This window comes from Flavobacterium sp. UBA5153 (genome assembly GCA_002413745.1).
In the GTDB taxonomy this organism is placed as follows: Bacteria; Bacteroidota; Bacteroidia; order Flavobacteriales; family Flavobacteriaceae; genus Flavobacterium.
The window spans coordinates 18564-36826 of the sequence record DHXP01000043.1 but is presented as its reverse complement, the minus strand read 5'-3'; the positions used below and the strand labels follow the sequence as shown (position 1 = coordinate 36826).

Here is an 18263-nt window from a genome sequence, read left to right as displayed (position 1 = left end):
CTCGAACTGACAATTGGACTGATTTACAAATCGAATTGGTGTAAAAGGATAGAAAGCATTTCGGAACGGGACGACTCCATAAAAAAGGAAGCCTCATTTTATGATGCTTCCTTTTTTATATCTTGTATTATCAAACTTTGAATTTTAAACCTTAAATCAATTAAAAGGTAATATAGGCTAAGATTAAAAACTAAAAGTATTTATAAATTTAAAATAAAATTATTCAATAATTTTTCTTCGTATTTTTCTTTGTCGAAAGTATACAGATAAGACCCTTTTCTGGACGACATCATGTCTTTTTCATTTAATTTCACAAGTATATCTAAAGAATTTATTTTACTTATAAAATTTCTTTTATCCAGTTCTTTACTTAAAATAGCCTCATATAGTTTTTGAAGTTGACGCATAGTGAATTTTTCTGGTAAAAGTTCAAATCCAATGGGTTTTGTAGATGTCCTGTAACGTAGTCTACTAATGGCATGTTCTATCATGCTATCATGGTCAAAAATCAATTTGGGGGCTTTGGAAACATTAAACCATTTTACATTAGAATCCTGAATTAATTCTTTATTATGGTTATCTATATTTATTAAAGCATAATAGGCAACAGATATGGTTCTTTCAACAGGATCGCGGTCAATTTCGCTAAAAGTGTACAATTGTTCCATATATATATCGTGAAATCCTGTAAGACGATTAAGTATTCTGATGGCTGCATTATTTAATATTTCATCTTTTTTTAGAAATCCTCCTATTAAAGACCACTTGCCTTTTTCAGGTTCAAAATCTCTTTTGACTAAAAGTATTTTTAAATCTTCATTGTCAAATCCGAAAATTATACAATCCACAGCCAGTAAAACTTTGTCTGCCGTGCTATAACTATTTAGCATACTATTTATTTTTGCAGCCAAGATATAAACTTCCTTGATATTTTCATAATTTATTTAGTGTGGTTTTAACACTATTGCGCATTAAAACTTAAAACTGACATTCTAAATTGGGCCAAGCCCACGTTTTACGATGATTTATGCCGTTTGGTAATTTCAAAATAGTGCTATAATCATCTGAAATATGGGAGTACTTATATGATTTTTTTATCGGCACTAAATCAGTGCATTTCAGGACAAACAAGTCATCAAAATTGGAGTAATTTTCATCTTGTTTTATTCAACGATATTCATCCATCGTATTATGGTAATTGAGTTTAAACAAGTTTTGTGCCGGTGTATAAACCTAAATTCGGGCATTAAATCCCAACAGAGTCTAAATCTGATATTTCGTGTGTTTAACTCTATTTTTTGGTTTAAAACACATTCTAAAAAAGTGTCAAAAAAGAGCATTTTTTCTACAAATCTAATCGTCATATTCGTTAAGTGTAGTGATTTTATGTGCATTATAAAATCAGTGAAATAATCGATTTTTAAGTCTTTTTTTTAAATCATTATACAGGGGCTGCCGTGTAGACACAAATATTTAGATAAAATTTTAGATACGAATTTCATGAATTAATTAGTGCAAATTCGTGTTGTCTGCGTTCCATTTTTAAAATATATCCACATGGTAGTATATAGGTGGTTATTTATGATTTTTTTTATGATATATGTTTTTTTATTTTATTTTTTTTATCGCATATATTTATTTTTAGTTTTTTTATTGATAATATTTTGTTAATACAAAAAATAAGTTTTATTCTTGTAGTCAGATTAACCACAAGTAAATTACTATTAACCTAAATTAAATTAAAGTTGTATGAAGACAAACAAACAATTATTTTATTATTGCAATTTTTTATTACCTAGAAAAGAGTGGCTATTAGCAATAATAGTTATGCTATTTTCTTCTTATAATCTATCTGCTCAAGACAAGATTATTAAAGGAATTGTTACATCAGTAAAAGAGAAGACTCCTTTACCGGGTGTAAATGTTCAAATTAAAGGAGCCAAGACGGGGATTGTTACTGACGTTGATGGTCAATATTCGATAAAAGCTTCATCTGGCGATATTCTTGTTTTTTCTTATATTGGTTTCAATAACCAAGAAATTACTGTTGGGAATCGAACTCAAATCAACATTTTATTAGCGGAAAGTCTTAATTCTCTGGATGAGATAGTTGTTATTGGGTATGGTACACAGAAAAAAAAGACATTGTCAGGAGCTGTGGCAAGTGTTCAAGGAAAAGAGTTATTAAAGACTCCTGTTACCAATGTTAGCCAGTCCATTGCAGGTCGTATACCTGGAGTTGTAGCCATTTCAGGGACAGGGGAGCCTGGTTATGATGGAGCCACCCTTAGAATTCGGGGTGTCAATACATTTGGAAATGCAGCACCGCTAATCGTAGTTGATGGTGTGGCTGGGCGTTCGTTAGAACGAATAGACCCTAGTACAATTGAAAATATATCGGTCTTAAAAGATGCCTCTGCCGCGATATATGGAGCTCAAGCAGCAAACGGAGTTATATTGATTACCACAAAAAGAGGTGTCAGTGGAAAACCAAAGGTGAGTTTATCTGTTAACCAAGGTTATGCAAGTCCTACCACGATTCCAAAAATGGCCAGTTCTTCTGAATTCGCCACTCTTTTGAATGAAATCGACACCTATAGATCTCGACCTGCAAGATATACTCCTGAAGAAATTCAAAAGTTTAGAGATGGATCAGATCCATTGCGTTATCCTAATACAGATTGGTTTAAAGAAACATTAAAACCATCATCGCCTCAGAGTTATGCAAATTTATCCGTTAGTGGAGGATCTGATAATGTTAAATATTTTGTCAGCCTTTCACAGAAATCACAGGATGGATTTTATCGTAATAGTGGAACAAACTACAAACAGTTAGATTTAAGATCAAATCTTGATATTAAAGTTAATGATTATGTTGATCTTAATTTTGATTTAAGTGGCGGTATGCAAAATAGAAATTTCCCAACCCGATCTGCATATAATATTTTTAGAATGGTAATGAGAGGTAAACCAAATTATCTGGCTTATTGGCCAAATGGTTTGCCGGGACCAGATATTGAATATGGAGATAACCCTGTTGTAGCCGCAACAAATGCCACAGGATATGACAAAGATAAAAGGTATAATGTAAATACAGATTTCGGAATAAATATTAAGGTTCCGGGGATAGATGGACTTACAATAAAAGGTAAGGCTTCGGTTGATAAAGGCTACCAGTTTGATAAAAGATGGGAAACACCCTGGACATTATACTCTTGGGATGGTGTATCTCTTGATGCTCAAGGGGGACCTGTGCTTGTTGGAGGGCAAAAAGGATATGGTGATGCAAGGCTTACAGAAAGTTTTAACGATAACCAAAGCATTAACTTAAATGGATTGATAAATTACAGCAAAACTTTTAGTGAGAACCATGATATTAATTTTCTTGTTGGTGTTGAAAAAATAACAGGCAAAGGTGATTATTTTAATGCGTACAGAAGAAATTATGTTTCAACGGCAATTGACCAATTATTTGCTGGAGGACAGACAGATTTAAGCAATGGAGGGTCAAGTTCTTCAGAAGCGCGTCTTAGCTATTTAGGAAGGGTAAATTATAGTTTCAAGAATAAATATTTAGCAGAGTTTGTATGGAGATACCAAGGTTCATACATTTTTGATAAATCAAGCAGATACGGATTTTTTCCTGGGGTATCTTTAGGATATGTTGTCTCGCAAGAAAAATTCTGGAAAGAGCATGTTAATTTTATCAGTTTTGCAAAATTAAGGGGGTCTTATGGAGAAACGGGTAATGATTTAATTAATCCATACCAATACCTCACTACTTACTCATTAGATTATTTGTCATTTATCTCGGGAGGAGGAACTTCTATGGAACAAGGTCTTCAAGAAGGAGTTGTACCTAATGTAGGTGTAACCTGGGAAACAGCTATTCAGAAAAATATAGGGGTTGATCTTGAGTTTTTAAAAGGTAATTTATCTCTTACTGCAGATTATTTTATAAATTTAAGAAAGGACATATTGTGGAAAAGGAATGCATCTGTACCGACTTCCGCTGGACTAACGCTACCCGATGAAAATATTGGAAAAGTAGAAAACAAGGGGCTAGATTTTAACCTTGTTTATAAGAATAAGGATAATGACTTTAAATACAGTATTGGAGTTAATGGAGTTTTTACAAATAACAAAATCCTTTTTTGGGATGAAGCCCCAGGTGGTCTTGCATATCAACAAACTACAGGAAGACCAATTGGTGCCCAACTTTTATATCAGTCAATTGGTGTATTTAAAGATCAGGCCGCTGTAGATGCTTATCCACACTGGCAAGGAGCCAGACCTGGAGATATTATTTTTGAAGATTTTAATAAGGATGGGGTTATTGATTCAAAGGATCAGGTTCGATTTGACAAAAGTGGTACGCCAACTTTTACCGGCGGTCTTACTTTAGATTTTAGCTATAAGGGATTTGATATGGGTATATTGTTACAAGGTGCAACAGGTGGAGTATTTTATGAATCAACAGAATCTGGTGAATTAGGGAATTTCCTTCAAAGTTTTTACGATAACAGATGGACCGCAGCAAACCCTAACAGTCAAGGTCCTAGAACATTTAACCGAAGTGATGAATACTGGGTTGCCAATGGAAATACATCTTGGTTGCATAAAACAGATTATATAAGAGTTAAAAACATTGAATTGGGCTATACATTGCCTGAGTCTTTGACAAGCAAAATTAACTTTCAGAAAGTTAGATTTTATGTAAGCGCATTTAATTACTTGACATATAGTCCTGGTATGAAAGATTTTGACCCAGAAAATGTTTCTGGTAGCGGACAAAATTATCCTCTCAATAAAGTCGTAAATTTTGGGTTTAATATAAATTTTTAAAAATATAGTAATGAAAAATATAAGAATAATAATTTTACTGGTCTTTCTTGGAACTTTTGTTTCATGCAACGATAATTTTTTGGAAGTAGCTCCGTCAGACAGGTATTCCGATGCTGCAGTATGGAATGATCCTGTTTTAATAAGATCTTTCGTTAACGAAATCTATATTGGATTACCGCATGGTTTTAGTAATGTAGCGTTTGCCTCATTGAGTGATGATGCATTAGATACTTGGTCATTCGAGAGCGATCCGGTTCTAAATAGTCAACTTAATCCTGGTTATTTAGCTATTATGGGACCAAATCATTGGAATGCCAGTTTTAAAAACATAAGTTGGCCTAGTCTTTACAAGGAGGTAAGAGCATGTAATGTTTTTCTTGGTAATATGGCTAATTCAAAACTTGCAGGTTCAGACATTGACCAGTTAAAAGGGGAGGTATTGTATTTAAGGGCTCATTATTATACTATATTGGTTAGTTTATATGGAGGGGTTCCTCTTATTGATAAAGCTCTTACTTCCAATGATGATTTGCTAACCCCCCGAAGTACTTTTGACGATTGTATTAAATTTATAGTTAAAGATTTGGATGGTGCGGCTGCTTTATTGCCATTAAATGGTGACAAAGCTCGTGCAACTAAAGGGGCTGCACTTGGTTTAAAATCAAGAATATTGTTATATGCTGCCAGTGACTTGTTTAATTCTAATGGAGCTTGGACATCAGGATATTCAAAAAATGAATTAATTGGATATACTGGAGGAGATAGAACCGCAAGATGGCAGGCTGCAAAAGATGCCGCAAAAGCTGTAATCGACCTAGGAATTTATAATTTATATGGAGGGACAAACCCTGGTTCACCGGAAGCGGCCACAAATAATTATATAAACATATTTTTAAATAATGGTAATGTAGAGGATATATTTTTATCTTATCAAGATAACGTGCATAATACTAATTGGGACTCTCCGAGTGTAGGTTTGTTTGATGGTCCGAACGGCTATCACAATTGGGGTGGTAATTCACCTCTTGGTCAACTTGTTGATTCATACGAGATGATTGACGGGACAAAATTTGATTGGAATAATACAACTCACAACACAGCTCCCTATGTAAACAGGGATCCAAGATTTTATGCCAATATTTTATACGATGGTGCTAAATGGAGACAAAGACCTGCTGACGTGAGAGCAGCCGATCCACTGGGGATTATCCAGACTGGAAAATATCAACAAGCTAATGGTACATTTGTAGCGGGTCTTGATACCAGACAAAGCCCAATTGAAGATTGGAATGGATCTTACACCGGGTACTATACAAGGAAGTTTATTGACCCATCAATAGACCACCAATATGTAAAACAAAAATTACCTTGGAGACAAATAAGATATGCTGAAATTCTTTTGAACTATGCTGAAGCATGTCTAGGACTTGGACAAGAAGTTGAGGCCAAGCAATATATGAATCTGATCAGATCAAGAGCAGGTATGCCTAATGTCCCAGTTGGTGAAACAGGACAAACACTTGTAAACCGATATAGAAACGAAAGACGAATAGAATTGTCTTACGAACTGCAACGATATTTTGATATTCGTCGCTGGATGATTGCACCTACCGCAATCGCTAATGCTCAAGGTGTTAGTATTGTTCATCCATTTGGTTCTGCAAATACAACATATTCTGTGATAGAAGTACGAAACAGAGCATGGATTAATAAATCATACCTTCTTCCTATTATGCAAGAGGAAATGAATAGAAATAAAAATTTGATTCAGAACCCAGGCTATTAATAAATAAATTCATCAAATAATTGAAATAAAGAGTCATTCATTTAGGTGAAAGGCTCTTTGTTTTTTAAATTTTACATTTATGAGAACTATTCAATACTTGTTGTTATTTGCATTATTGCCTTTTTACGTCAATGCTCAATCATTTGTTCCTGATAATATATTATATGGTGTAGCATATTATCACGAGTATATGCCTTATGAGCGGCTGGACAAGGATGTACAGATGATGAAAGAAGCTGGTATTTCGGTTGTCCGCATTGGAGAATCCACATGGAGCTTATATGAACCCCGTGAAGGAGAATTTGAATTCGCTTGGCTAGACCGTGTTATCGATAAATTTCATGAAGCTGGCATTAAAGTAATTTTAGGAACGCCGACATACTCAATTCCTGCTTGGTTGTGGCACAAGCATCCGGAAGTCTTACTTGATTATCAAAATGGAGGAAAGGCAAAATATGGGATTAGGCAAAATATGGATATTACAAATCCTACTTATCTGTTTTATTCGGAACGGATTATCCGTAAAATGATGGAACATTATGCTTCACATCCAGGAATTATTGGTTATCAAGTAGATAACGAAACAACTTCCAGAGGAGTTAATAACTATGATTTCCAGGTAAGTTTTGTCAATTACCTGAAAAAAAAATACAAAACACCACAAAACCTTAATAAATTATGGGGACTTAATTATTGGGGTATGACTATAGATAGCTGGGAAGAAGTGCCACCCCGCGATGGTGTAACAAATACGGCCTATAAATTAGAATGGGCACGGTTTAACCGAATGGCAGTTGCCGATTTTCTAAAATGGCAATCAGCAATAGTCCAAGAATACAAACGTAAGGATCAGTTTATTACACATTGTTTTATGCCGTCAGTCCAAGACGTTGACCAGATAGAAAGTGCTGCAAAAATGGATGTAATGGGGGTTAATATTTATCATGATGTGCAAGACAAATTAACAGGTAACGAAATAGCCTTTTCTGGAGATTATTTTAGATCTGTCAAAAACACAAATTACCTTGTTACAGAAACTAATGCACAAACAATGGGCTGGAACTCAAGAGCCCAACATCCTCCTTATGATGGACAATTAAGGCAAAATGTATTTGCTCATATTGGGTCTGGGGCAAACATGGTTGAATATTGGCATTGGTCATCCATCCATTATGGACAGGAGACCTACTGGAAAGGGGTGTTATCACATGATTTGCAACCCAATAGAGCTTATGGTGAAGTCTCCAAAACAGCCAAAGAAATAAAAAGATTTGGAAAAAGATTAGTAAACCTTAAAAAGGAAAATGAAGTAGCCATTCTTTTTAGTCATGATTCTAATGATGCGTTAAATTTTATGCCATTTAATGGGGACGGTTCGCCTTGGAGCGATTCAGAAAGCAGTGTTTACCGTAATCAGTTGGTGGCCCAGTTTCACAGAGTACTGTATCAAAACAATGTTGGCGTCGATTTCGTTTTTTCTGAAAGGCCAAATTTTGATAAATATAAACTTATGATTATCCCATCCTTATATATCGCTTCGGATGAACTTCTTAACAAAATTAATAATTACATTAAGAATGGAGGACATGTGATAATGCAGTTTAAAAGTGGTTTTTGCGACGAAAATTCAATGGTACGCCCTATGTTGGCACCAGGTCCATTGCGTGAAGCATGTGGGTTTTATTATCAGGAATTCTCTAATTTTAAAGAACTTCCACTTAAAGGCAATCCTTATGGGGTGGCTGATAATGTGGCTAAAGATTGGATGGAGTTCATTATTCCCGAAACAGCAAAACCACTTGCTTATTATGATAATCCTTTCTTCTCTAAATATCCGGCCATTACAATAAATAACTATGGTAAAGGAACTCTGCTTTATGAAGGTTCTATATTTTCAGATCAGATTCAAACCAAGATTATTAAACAAGAGCTCACAAGAGCTGGAATTGATAGTCCGGATTTTAATCTGAGTTGGCCACTAATTGTTAAATCGGGTAAAAATGATTATGGCAATAAGGTTCATTTTTACTACAACTATTCATCGGAAGAAAAGGAGTTTAGTTATCCCCATCCTTCTGGTAAAGAATTGGTTTCGGATAAATTGGTTACCAAAGGAGAATCACTTAAAATAGATCCATGGGGTGTATTGATTATCGAAGAAAAGTAATGTTTGTTTATATTGAAGGTTTCTTTGAAAATCAATTAAAACTAAAAAAGGTCAAACCTATTTAAGGAAAAACATAAAAGAACAACATAAAGCAAAGTCTTTATACTTTCAAAAAAGTTATTCATTAGAATACAAGTCTTTAAAAATAATTAATTTTAAATCCTAAAAATAAAATGAGTAAAATAATCTTTTGTTTCCTCTCTATTTTTTGCGTGCATACAGTTATTTCTGGACAAAATCCCCAAATGGACAAGCTTCTTTATGGAGTTGCTTATTATGATGAATACATGCCTTACGACCGATTGGACAAGGACGTTAAAATGATGAAAGAAGCCGGCATAAATGTGGTTCGTATTGCCGAATCAACATGGAGCACGGTTGAACCGCAAGATGGCGTATTTGATTTCACCCATATTGACAGGGTACTAAATGCCATGCACAAGGCCGGCATAAGCGTAATCGTTGGTACGCCAACCTATGCAATTCCTACCTGGTTAGCGAGAAAATATCCTGACATATTAGCCATAACTCCCGAAGGCTCCAATAAATATGGTGCTCGGCAGAATATGGATATTTCCAATCCGAATTTTCGTAAACATGCTGAAACTGTGATCCGAAAAATTATGGAGCACGTAAAAACCCATCCAGCCATAATAGGCTACCAAGTTGATAATGAAACCAAATCTTACAATAGCGCAGGTCCTGAAGTACAAAAACTTTTTGTGAAATATATGCAGGAAAAGTTTAAATCTCTTGATACGATTAACAAAGCATTTGGTTTAGATTATTGGAGCAATCGCATCAATAATTGGGATGATTTCCCTTCAACAATTGGAACAATAAATGCAAGTCTTGGATCTGAATTTTCAAAATTTCAACGCAAACTTGTAACGGATTACCTTGCCTGGCAGGTTTCTATAGTAAAAGAATACAAACGCCCTGAACAGTTTGTAACCCAAAACTTTGATTTAGAATGGCGTGGCTATTCCAACGGAATCCAGCCTGATGTGGATCATTTTGCTGCGGCAAAAGCGATGGATATTGCAGGAATAGATATTTACCATCCTACGCAGGACAAACTCACCGGCATCGAGATATCTTTTGGAGGAGATTTAACCCGTTCTATGAAGGGAGGAAAAAACTATCTAGTGATTGAAACCGAAGCGCAGGGCTTTGCCCAGTGGGTTCCTTATGCTGGGCAATTACGATTACAGGCATTTAGCCATCTTGCATCAGGTGCAAATATGGTGGAGTATTGGCATTGGCATTCCATTCATAATTCTGCCGAAACGTATTGGAAGGGTCTACTTAGCCACGATTTTGAACCCAATCCAACTTACGACGAAGCCAAAACTATTGGTAAAGATTTCGAAAGACTAAGTTCCCACTTAGTTAATCTTAAAAAGAAAAATAAAGTAGCCGTTCTTTTTAGCAATGAAGCGCTAACAGCATTCAAATGGTTTGGATTAGGTTCGGAAGCGAAAGAAAATTATAATGACATTCTTCGTCCAATGTATGATGCCTTATATCACATGAATGTTGGAGTAGATTTTGTTGACCCGTCCAGTGCCAATATAGAAGATTATAAATTGCTTATTGTTCCCGCCTTATATGCTGCTCCCGATAGTTTATTGCAGCGCTTGAATCTCTTTGTAAAAAATGGAGGTCATATTGTCTATACTTTTAAAAGTGGGTTTTCTGATCAAAATGTTAAAGTTAGGACTTCTAAGCAACCCGGCATTATTTCTGAAGCTTGCGGCATTAATTATAGCCAATTTACCATTCCTGAAAATGTTTCCTTAAAAGGTGATCCTTATAATGTTGGTATCGAAAATAATAAAGTAAGTAAATGGATGGAATTAATTATTCCTACTACAGCAAAAGTTTTGGCTTACTATGACCATCCTGCTTGGGGCAAATATGCAGCAATAACTGAAAACAGCTATGGCAAAGGCTTAGCAACTTATATTGGATGCGTAACGAGTCCTGTCGTTACTGAAAAAATAATACAAGACGCTTTAAAAAAGGCAGATTTGTGGGGATTAGACCAACAACTCTCTTTCCCTTTGATTACAAAGTCAGGGACAAATGAAAAGGGCAAAATAATTCATTATTATTTTAATTACTCATCAGTTGCAAGCTCATTTAATTACCCACACAAAGAGGGTAAAGAATTGCTCTTTTCTGAAAATATAATGAAAAATAAAGAAATTCAAATAGATCCATGGGGTGTGTTGATTATTGAAGAAAAGTGATGTTTTAATTGGCGTTGTGGTCTGTGAAAAAGAAGAAATTTCATCCCATTAGTTAGTAAGAGATGAGTTTTGGGGGCTTCCATGTTTACAAAAAATTAGGATGACTTATATTCAACCTACAATATCATTATTTAATAATTTTCTTGAATGCTAAACAACAAAATATATAAAATAAGCAAAACAGACTTCAAATCCCTTGTGTTCGCAAGGGATTTGTCGTTTCATAAAAACCCTGCCTCCGCTGAAAATCAGAATAGCTCGTCCTTTGAGTTGCGTTCAACCCCTTTTATTGTATCCAAAATCAGCATAATGGGCGGTAGGACCGAAGAGGTAAAACTGTTCAAAATAAACTTTTTTAATCAGCTGGAAGGCAAATATGTTTTAAAATGCTTTAATAAATCAAAATTTTCCCCTTTGCTTTTGAAAGGGATTGTACCATTGTATTCCTAAATAATAGAACTCCTAATCAGTAAAGAAAAATAGATTTTTAAATGGATTTTTTTGAATTTCAATCGATTTAGGGGATTATCAGCGATTTATTGTTGCTAAATTTGGTCTTTTTACAACAAATATAGAACTGTAAACAAGATTTTTTTTACAAAACAGCGTTGGTTTATATGTTAAAATTAATCTAAAAGGTAAATATTTTTTTTTTTTTAAATAATTGACACAAGCCGTTTTTTGTAGAAATATTTGTTTTTTTTGAATATAAGTGTAAACTTTACATTAATTAATTGTAAAATCGTGATTTTTTTTATAAAACAGCACTCTTTAAATGTTTTTTTTACACTTAATTTATGGGATATATTTATTTTCACTCTTTTTTTTATCATATATAGTTGTTTTTGTTGTTTTATTTTAATTATATTTACAAATGTAAAATTAACACTTATTAATTAATCAAAAAAAAACAGAATGATGACAAACAAACGATTATTTTATTATTGCAATTTTTTATTGCCAAGAAAAGAGTTGCTGTTAGCGATAATAGTAATGCTATTTTCTTCTTTTAATCTTTCGGCTCAAGACAAGATTATTAAAGGAATTGTAACGTCGGTAAGTGACGCGATGCCTCTACCAGGTGTAAATGTCCTAATTAAAGGATCTGCAACTGGAATTACTACCGACATTGATGGTAGTTATTCTGTGTCAGCATCTTCAAGTGATGTTCTTGTTTTTTCCTATATTGGATATGTAAATCAAGAAGTAACAATTGGAAATCGAACTCAAGTTAACGTTTCTTTAAAAGAAGACGTTAATAAACTAGATGAAGTAGTAGTTATTGGATACGGAACACAGAAGAAATCAGATCTTTCTGGATCTGTTGGTGTTGTAAATATTGAATCTGCTAAAAAAACGGTAGCCTATGATGCAGCAAAAATGCTTCAAGGACAAGTAGCTGGTGTAACGGTACAATCCTCTGGAGAACCAGGAGGATTTGTAAACATCAAAATTAGAGGACTTTCTTCTTTTACTAATAATAACCCTCTTTTTGTAATTGATGGAATGATTGTAGATAATCCTTTTGATTTTGCCCCAGGTGATATTGAATCGATGCAGGTTCTTAAAGATGCTTCATCTGCAGCTATTTACGGAGTTCGTGGTGCTAATGGTGTTGTAATTATTACAACCAAAAAAGGAAAAACAGGAAAACTCAGTATTAAATATAAATCGCTTGTAGGTTTTCAAAATGTAGCTAACAAATGGTCTGTAACTGATAGAGTAGGATATCAAACTATTACTAGTGAAGCAGAGAGAAATAGAGATATAGCTGCAGGGGTTCCAATTAGTATTGCTCCTGGAAATGACCCTACAAATCTCACAGATTCAGACCCTAATAATAACTTTTTCATCAATAATGTTAATACCAATTGGCAAAAAGAAGCTTATAAAACTGGAGTGATAGAAAACCACTCGTTAGCGTTTAATGGTGGTGCTGAAGAATTAGCCTATAATATGAATATGGATTATTTCAAAAACAGCAGTTATATCAAATCACCTCAAGACTATGAAAGATTGTCTATGAATATGAATTTGAATGGTAAAAAAGGTAACTTCAAATACGGTACTAAAATAGGATTTACCCAATCTGGTAAAGAAAATTTTAACAGTTATGTTGGAGAAACTGCAATTGCTGCTTTAGTAGGCGCTATTCCTACAATGCCGGTTTATGACGCAAATAGATTAGGGGGTTACGGTGGTACAGACAATTTAACTCAAAGAGCCATATCGCTTAACGTTATTGGATTTAATAACTTAATAACAAACACCGGAAAAAGAGACCGTTTTATTGGAGATATTTGGGGAGAATATGAAATCATAAAAGGATTGAAATATAAAATTGACGCCAGTTTTGACCGATTTGATTATAAAAACAGAAAATTTGTGCCTCAAAGTGATTTAGGATGGTATTACTTTACTACAAAAGAAGAAGCTTCTTTAGACGTTTCAACTGGTAGCGTAGCCAAAACTTTTTTCAATAATATACTAACCTATTCACTAGACATTAATAAGCATAAATTTGATGTTTTGGGAGGTTTAGTACAAGAGCGCAATGATTCTTACAATCACTGGTCAAGAGGCGTAGGATATAATTACGGAGAAATAAGTATGCTACAATATGCTGATAACACTAGTACTGGAGAACGAAGTGAGACTGTTACAAGTAAATCATACATAAGCCGTATCAATTACTCTTATGATGATCGTTATTTGTTGCAAGCCAACTTTAGACAAGACAAAACATCTCTTTTTAGCGAAAAAAACAATACCGCTAATAACTACTCTTTCTCAGGAGCTTGGAAATTAAGCAACGAAAAATTTATTCACTTGCCTGAATGGGTAAACTCTATTAAACTAAGAGGTAGTTACGGTAAATTAGGAAACAACACCATTCCTCCATATTTCTTCGCTACAACAATCAATAGTTTTGCAGGCTATGATTTCAATAACGCATTGGCTTCAGGAACAACGGTTGTTGCTTCTTTAGATCCAAATGTAAGATGGGAAGATGTAAAAACAACAGATGTTGCATTAGAATTTGGATTGTTTAACAATGATTTACAATTTACTGCAGAGTATTTTGTGAAAAACTCTTCTAATCTATTAGTTGATGTTCCGTTACCTTATTCAACAGGTGCTTTTCCAGCAAGTATTAGAACAAATGCTGGTGCAATGAGAAACAAAGGTTTTGAATTTTCCACAAGCTATAACAACAATAAAAATGCGTTCAAATACAGCATATCTGCCAATTTAGGTACGTTGAAAAATGAAGTATTACAAATTGGTCTAAATGGAAATCCAATCTATGGGGCTGCATCAAAAACAGTCGTAGGAAGATCTATAGGTGAAATTTATGCTTATGAAACTGCTGGTATTTTTCAAAATGCTGCAGAAATAGCTGCGTCTCCAACACAAACCAATGCTGGTGTGGGTGATATTAAATTCAAAGACATTAATGGAGATGGTAAGATAAGTGATCTTGACAGGACGTTTCAAGGAGTTACGATTCCTAAATACAGTTATGGTATGAACTTTAGCGGTTCTTATAAAAACTGGGATTTCTCTATGTTTTGGCAAGGAAGTGGTGGAAACAAAGTTTTCAACAGTATTTACCGTAATTTAATGGCTGGACAATATGGCAATCATAGTACCGATATGCTTAATTACTGGACGCCTACAAACACCAATACAAATGTTCCTCGTCCAATTATTGGTGATCCTAATGCAAACGGAAGAGATTCTAATCGATTTATTCAAAATGGAGACTATTTAAAACTTCAGACTATGGAAATTGGATATCAAATTCCAGTTCCTGATAAAGGTTTTATTCAAAAAGCAAAAGTATATGTAAATGGGCAAAACCTATTGACTATCAGTAAATATGATACAGGTGATCCTGATTTTAACAGTAACGATGGGTCTTTTTCTAGAGGATATGATGGAGGTTCTTTCCCTAATCCTAGAACCATTTCCTTGGGAGTAGAAGTAAATTTTTAAAATTAGCAAACCATTAAAAACGAATCAAAATGAAATATAAAATATTTAATTATTTAGCTGGTTTCTTTTCACTAGCTATTATAACAACAAGTTGTGTTAAAGATGAAGACTTAATTCAGCTTGACCCAAATAATAATGCAGTAGATTCATTCTGGAAAACAGATCAAGACGCCCTTGAAGGTATTAATGCAGCCTATGGAAGTTTGTTAACAGATGGAACTTATATGCGAAGCACTCCTTTATTATTAGACTTAAAGGGAGATGATACACGTAGCAACAGCCCATGGGGCTCAATGTACAATGTAGGTCGCTTTAACTCAAATGTATCAGATGCTGCCATTTATGGCTGGGCTTATGAAACGTACTATCAAGGTATTTATCGTGCGAATCAAGTACTTGAAAATGTGTCTAAAATTGACATGACTGATGCTGCACTTAAAAGCAGAATCTTGGGACAAGCCTATTTTTTAAGAGGATTGTATTTATTTCATGCAGTAAACATGTTCAAAAACGTACCACTGCCAACAGAAATTGCCGCTTTCTATCCACAAAAAACAAACGAAGAAGGTTGGGCACAAGTTATTGCTGATTTCAAAGCTGCTGCAGATTTACTTCCTACATCCTATACTGATATTAATGATAAAGGGCGTGCTACAAAAGGTGCAGCTCTAGGATATTTAGGTAAAGCCTATTTGTTTACCAAAGATTTTACAAATGCAAGAGATACCTTCAAAAAAGTGATTGATTTGGGTGTATATTCATTGGTATCTAATTATCGTGATAACTTTACTGACACTAACGAAAATAACTCAGAATCATTATTCGAAGTACAATTCAGCAGAAGTGCTGGTGGTGTTGACTTAGGTTGGGGTGGATCTCCAGCTGTAGGCTGGGGAAAAACATCTGCAAGAGCGATTACTTATGGAGCAAGAGATTTTGGATTTACAGACGTACAACCAACATGGGCTTTGTTTAATGAATTTCACGACGAAAAAACTACTGCAAATACAGTAGATCCTCGTTTAGATGCAACTATGTTTTATAACAAGCCAGGAGGAATGCAATTGTACGGACAAGATTTCGCCACCAAATATGCTCCAAATCCAGGTGATTTAAATGATTTATTCTGTAGAAAATATGAAAATTCAGATGGGAATTATACAAACGAAAAAGACTGGCGTTCAGGCATAAACGAGCGTTTATTGCGTTATGCAGATGTATTGTTAATGTATGCTGAATGTTTAAATGAAACTGGCGATACTCCGGGAGCTTATACTTATATTCAAATGGTTAGAGATAGAGTAGGTTTGCCTAATTTAGCTACAGCAAAACCAGGGCTAACACAAGCCACAATGAGAGAGCAAATTGGACATGAAAGATTCTTGGAATTTCCACTAGAAGGACACCGTTTTGATGATATCCGTCGTTGGGGATGGTTACAAGATCCAGCAAAATTGGCATGGTTAAAATCAAGAGACGTTGAGTTTAATTCTTATGCAACTGGTAGAGAATATTTCCCTATCCCACAATTAGACATAGACAATAACCCTGGAACTGTTCAAAATCCAAGTTATTAAAAATTAGTTAGATTAATTAAAATTTTAATATCATGTGATAAGCCTTACAAGGCTTATCATGTGATATTATAACTTAAAAACAACATGAAAAAAACGTTAATACTATTATTAGTTTTTACTTTTTGTAATCAAAGTATTTTTTCACAAAAAGAAACTACAGTACTTACTATAAAAAATAGTGAAAGTGCACCAACAATCAATAAAAATATCTACGGTCATTTTGCCGAGCATTTAGGGAGATCTATTTATGGTGGTTTTTTTGTTGGGGACACATCTAAAATACCCAACACAAATGGTGTACGGAATGATATTATTGAAGCACTTAAAAAATTAAAGATTCCAAACCTTCGCTGGCCTGGTGGTTGTTTTGCTGACACTTATCATTGGAAAGATGGTATTGGTCCAAAAGAAAACAGACCTACAATGGTTAACAAATGGTGGGGTGGCGTTACGGAAGACAATAGTTTTGGCACGCATGATTTTTTAAATATGTGCGAATTGCTTGGTGCAGAACCTTACCTTTCCGGTAATGTGGGAAGTGGAACGGTACAAGAACTTGCGGATTGGGTACAATACGCCAACTTTGGAGGTAAAAGTCCGATGAGTGATTTGCGTAAAGAAAATGGAAGAACCGAACCTTGGAAAGTAAAAATTTGGGGAATTGGGAATGAAGCTTGGGGTTGTGGTGGTAATATGAAACCAGAATATTATGCTGGTGAATACCGAAAATATGCCACATTTATGTCTGATTGGGAAAATACGGGAGGTTTGATGCGTATTGCTTCGGGCGCCAGTGATGCCGATTATAATTGGACAGAAACTTTGATGAAAAATATTCCGCTCAATATGTTGGGTGGGCTCGCCATACATCACTATTCGGTGATAGAATGGAAGAAAAAAGGGGATGCCGTTGATTTTACAGAAGCGCAATATTTCACTACCATGAAAGAGGCCTTGAAAATGGATGAATTGATTACCAATCATGGAGCTATTATGGATAAATATGATCCAAATAAAAAAGTTGCTTTGGTAGTAGATGAATGGGGAGGATGGTACGATGTAGAGGCAGGAAGTAATCCAGGTTTTTTATACCAACAAAATACAATGAGAGATGCTGTTTTGGCAGGGGCAACACTCAATATTTTTAATAACCATGCTGACAGGGTGCGTATGGCTAATTTAGCACAATGCGTCAATGTTTTACAGGCCGTTATCCTTACCGATAAAGCCAAAATGATTTTAACGCCTACGTATCACGTGATGCAAATGTACAGCGTGCATCAAGATGCAAAATTATTACCGATTACAATAAACTCTCCGTTATATACCTATAATGGTGAAACACTTCCGGCTTTATCAGCTTCGGCATCAAAAGATAAAAACGGATTAGTTCATATTTCATTAGTGAATGTTGACACCAAAAAAGAAAATAAGATCGAAATAGACATAAAAGAACTTGGAATTAAAAATGTTTCAGGAACCCTATTAGCCTCACCAAAATTGCAAGATCACAATACATTTGATAACCCAACAAAAATTCAGCCTGCTGTTTTTAAAGCCTTTAAAATTAAAAATGGTAAGTTGGAAATAATAATTCCTCCCTTTTCTGTTGTAATGTTAGAGGGAAAATAAAA

The 18263-nt window shown here is 34.5% G+C and carries 8 protein-coding genes; 7 read left to right on the top strand and 1 reads right to left on the bottom strand.

The window, feature by feature from the left end:
* Nucleotides 1–200 precede the first annotated feature (200 nt).
* The gene (locus B2145_RS08975) at nt 201–890 is read right to left on the bottom strand and encodes an NUDIX hydrolase (protein WP_291101209.1); all 690 of its coding nucleotides are present in this window, start codon (nt 888–890) and stop codon (nt 201–203) included.
* A gap of 859 nt (nt 891–1749) precedes the next feature.
* Between B2145_RS08975 and B2145_RS08970 the strand changes: the two genes are divergently transcribed.
* From B2145_RS08970 to B2145_RS08940, 7 genes are all read left to right on the top strand, one after another.
* A complete protein-coding gene (locus tag B2145_RS08970) occupies nt 1750–4845 on the top strand; it encodes a SusC/RagA family TonB-linked outer membrane protein (protein ID WP_291101206.1) in 3096 nt (1031 codons plus the stop codon).
* A 10-nt stretch (nt 4846–4855) separates the two neighbouring features.
* Nucleotides 4856–6631, top strand: a complete 1776-nt coding sequence (locus B2145_RS08965; RefSeq protein ID WP_291101204.1) for a RagB/SusD family nutrient uptake outer membrane protein — start codon at nt 4856–4858, stop codon at nt 6629–6631.
* A gap of 79 nt (nt 6632–6710) precedes the next feature.
* Nucleotides 6711–8798 (top strand): beta-galactosidase, encoded by a 2088-nt coding sequence (locus B2145_RS08960; RefSeq protein ID WP_291101201.1) that lies wholly within the window; start codon nt 6711–6713, stop codon nt 8796–8798.
* Nucleotides 8799–9043: 245 nt separating this feature from the next.
* The gene (locus tag B2145_RS08955; protein ID WP_291101199.1) at nt 9044–11053 is read left to right on the top strand and encodes a beta-galactosidase; all 2010 of its coding nucleotides are present in this window, start codon (nt 9044–9046) and stop codon (nt 11051–11053) included.
* 915 nt (nt 11054–11968) lie between these two features.
* Nucleotides 11969–15052 carry a SusC/RagA family TonB-linked outer membrane protein gene (locus B2145_RS08950; protein ID WP_291101196.1) on the top strand — a complete coding sequence of 1028 codons (3084 nt, stop codon included), beginning with the start codon at nt 11969–11971 and terminating at the stop codon, nt 15050–15052.
* 29 nt (nt 15053–15081) lie between these two features.
* On the top strand, nt 15082–16629 hold the full coding sequence (locus B2145_RS08945; protein ID WP_291101193.1) for a RagB/SusD family nutrient uptake outer membrane protein: 1548 nt from the start codon (nt 15082–15084) through the stop codon (nt 16627–16629).
* Nucleotides 16630–16713: 84 nt separating this feature from the next.
* A complete protein-coding gene (locus B2145_RS08940; protein WP_291101190.1) occupies nt 16714–18261 on the top strand; it encodes an alpha-N-arabinofuranosidase in 1548 nt (515 codons plus the stop codon).
* The last annotated feature ends 2 nt before the right edge of the window (nt 18262–18263 follow it).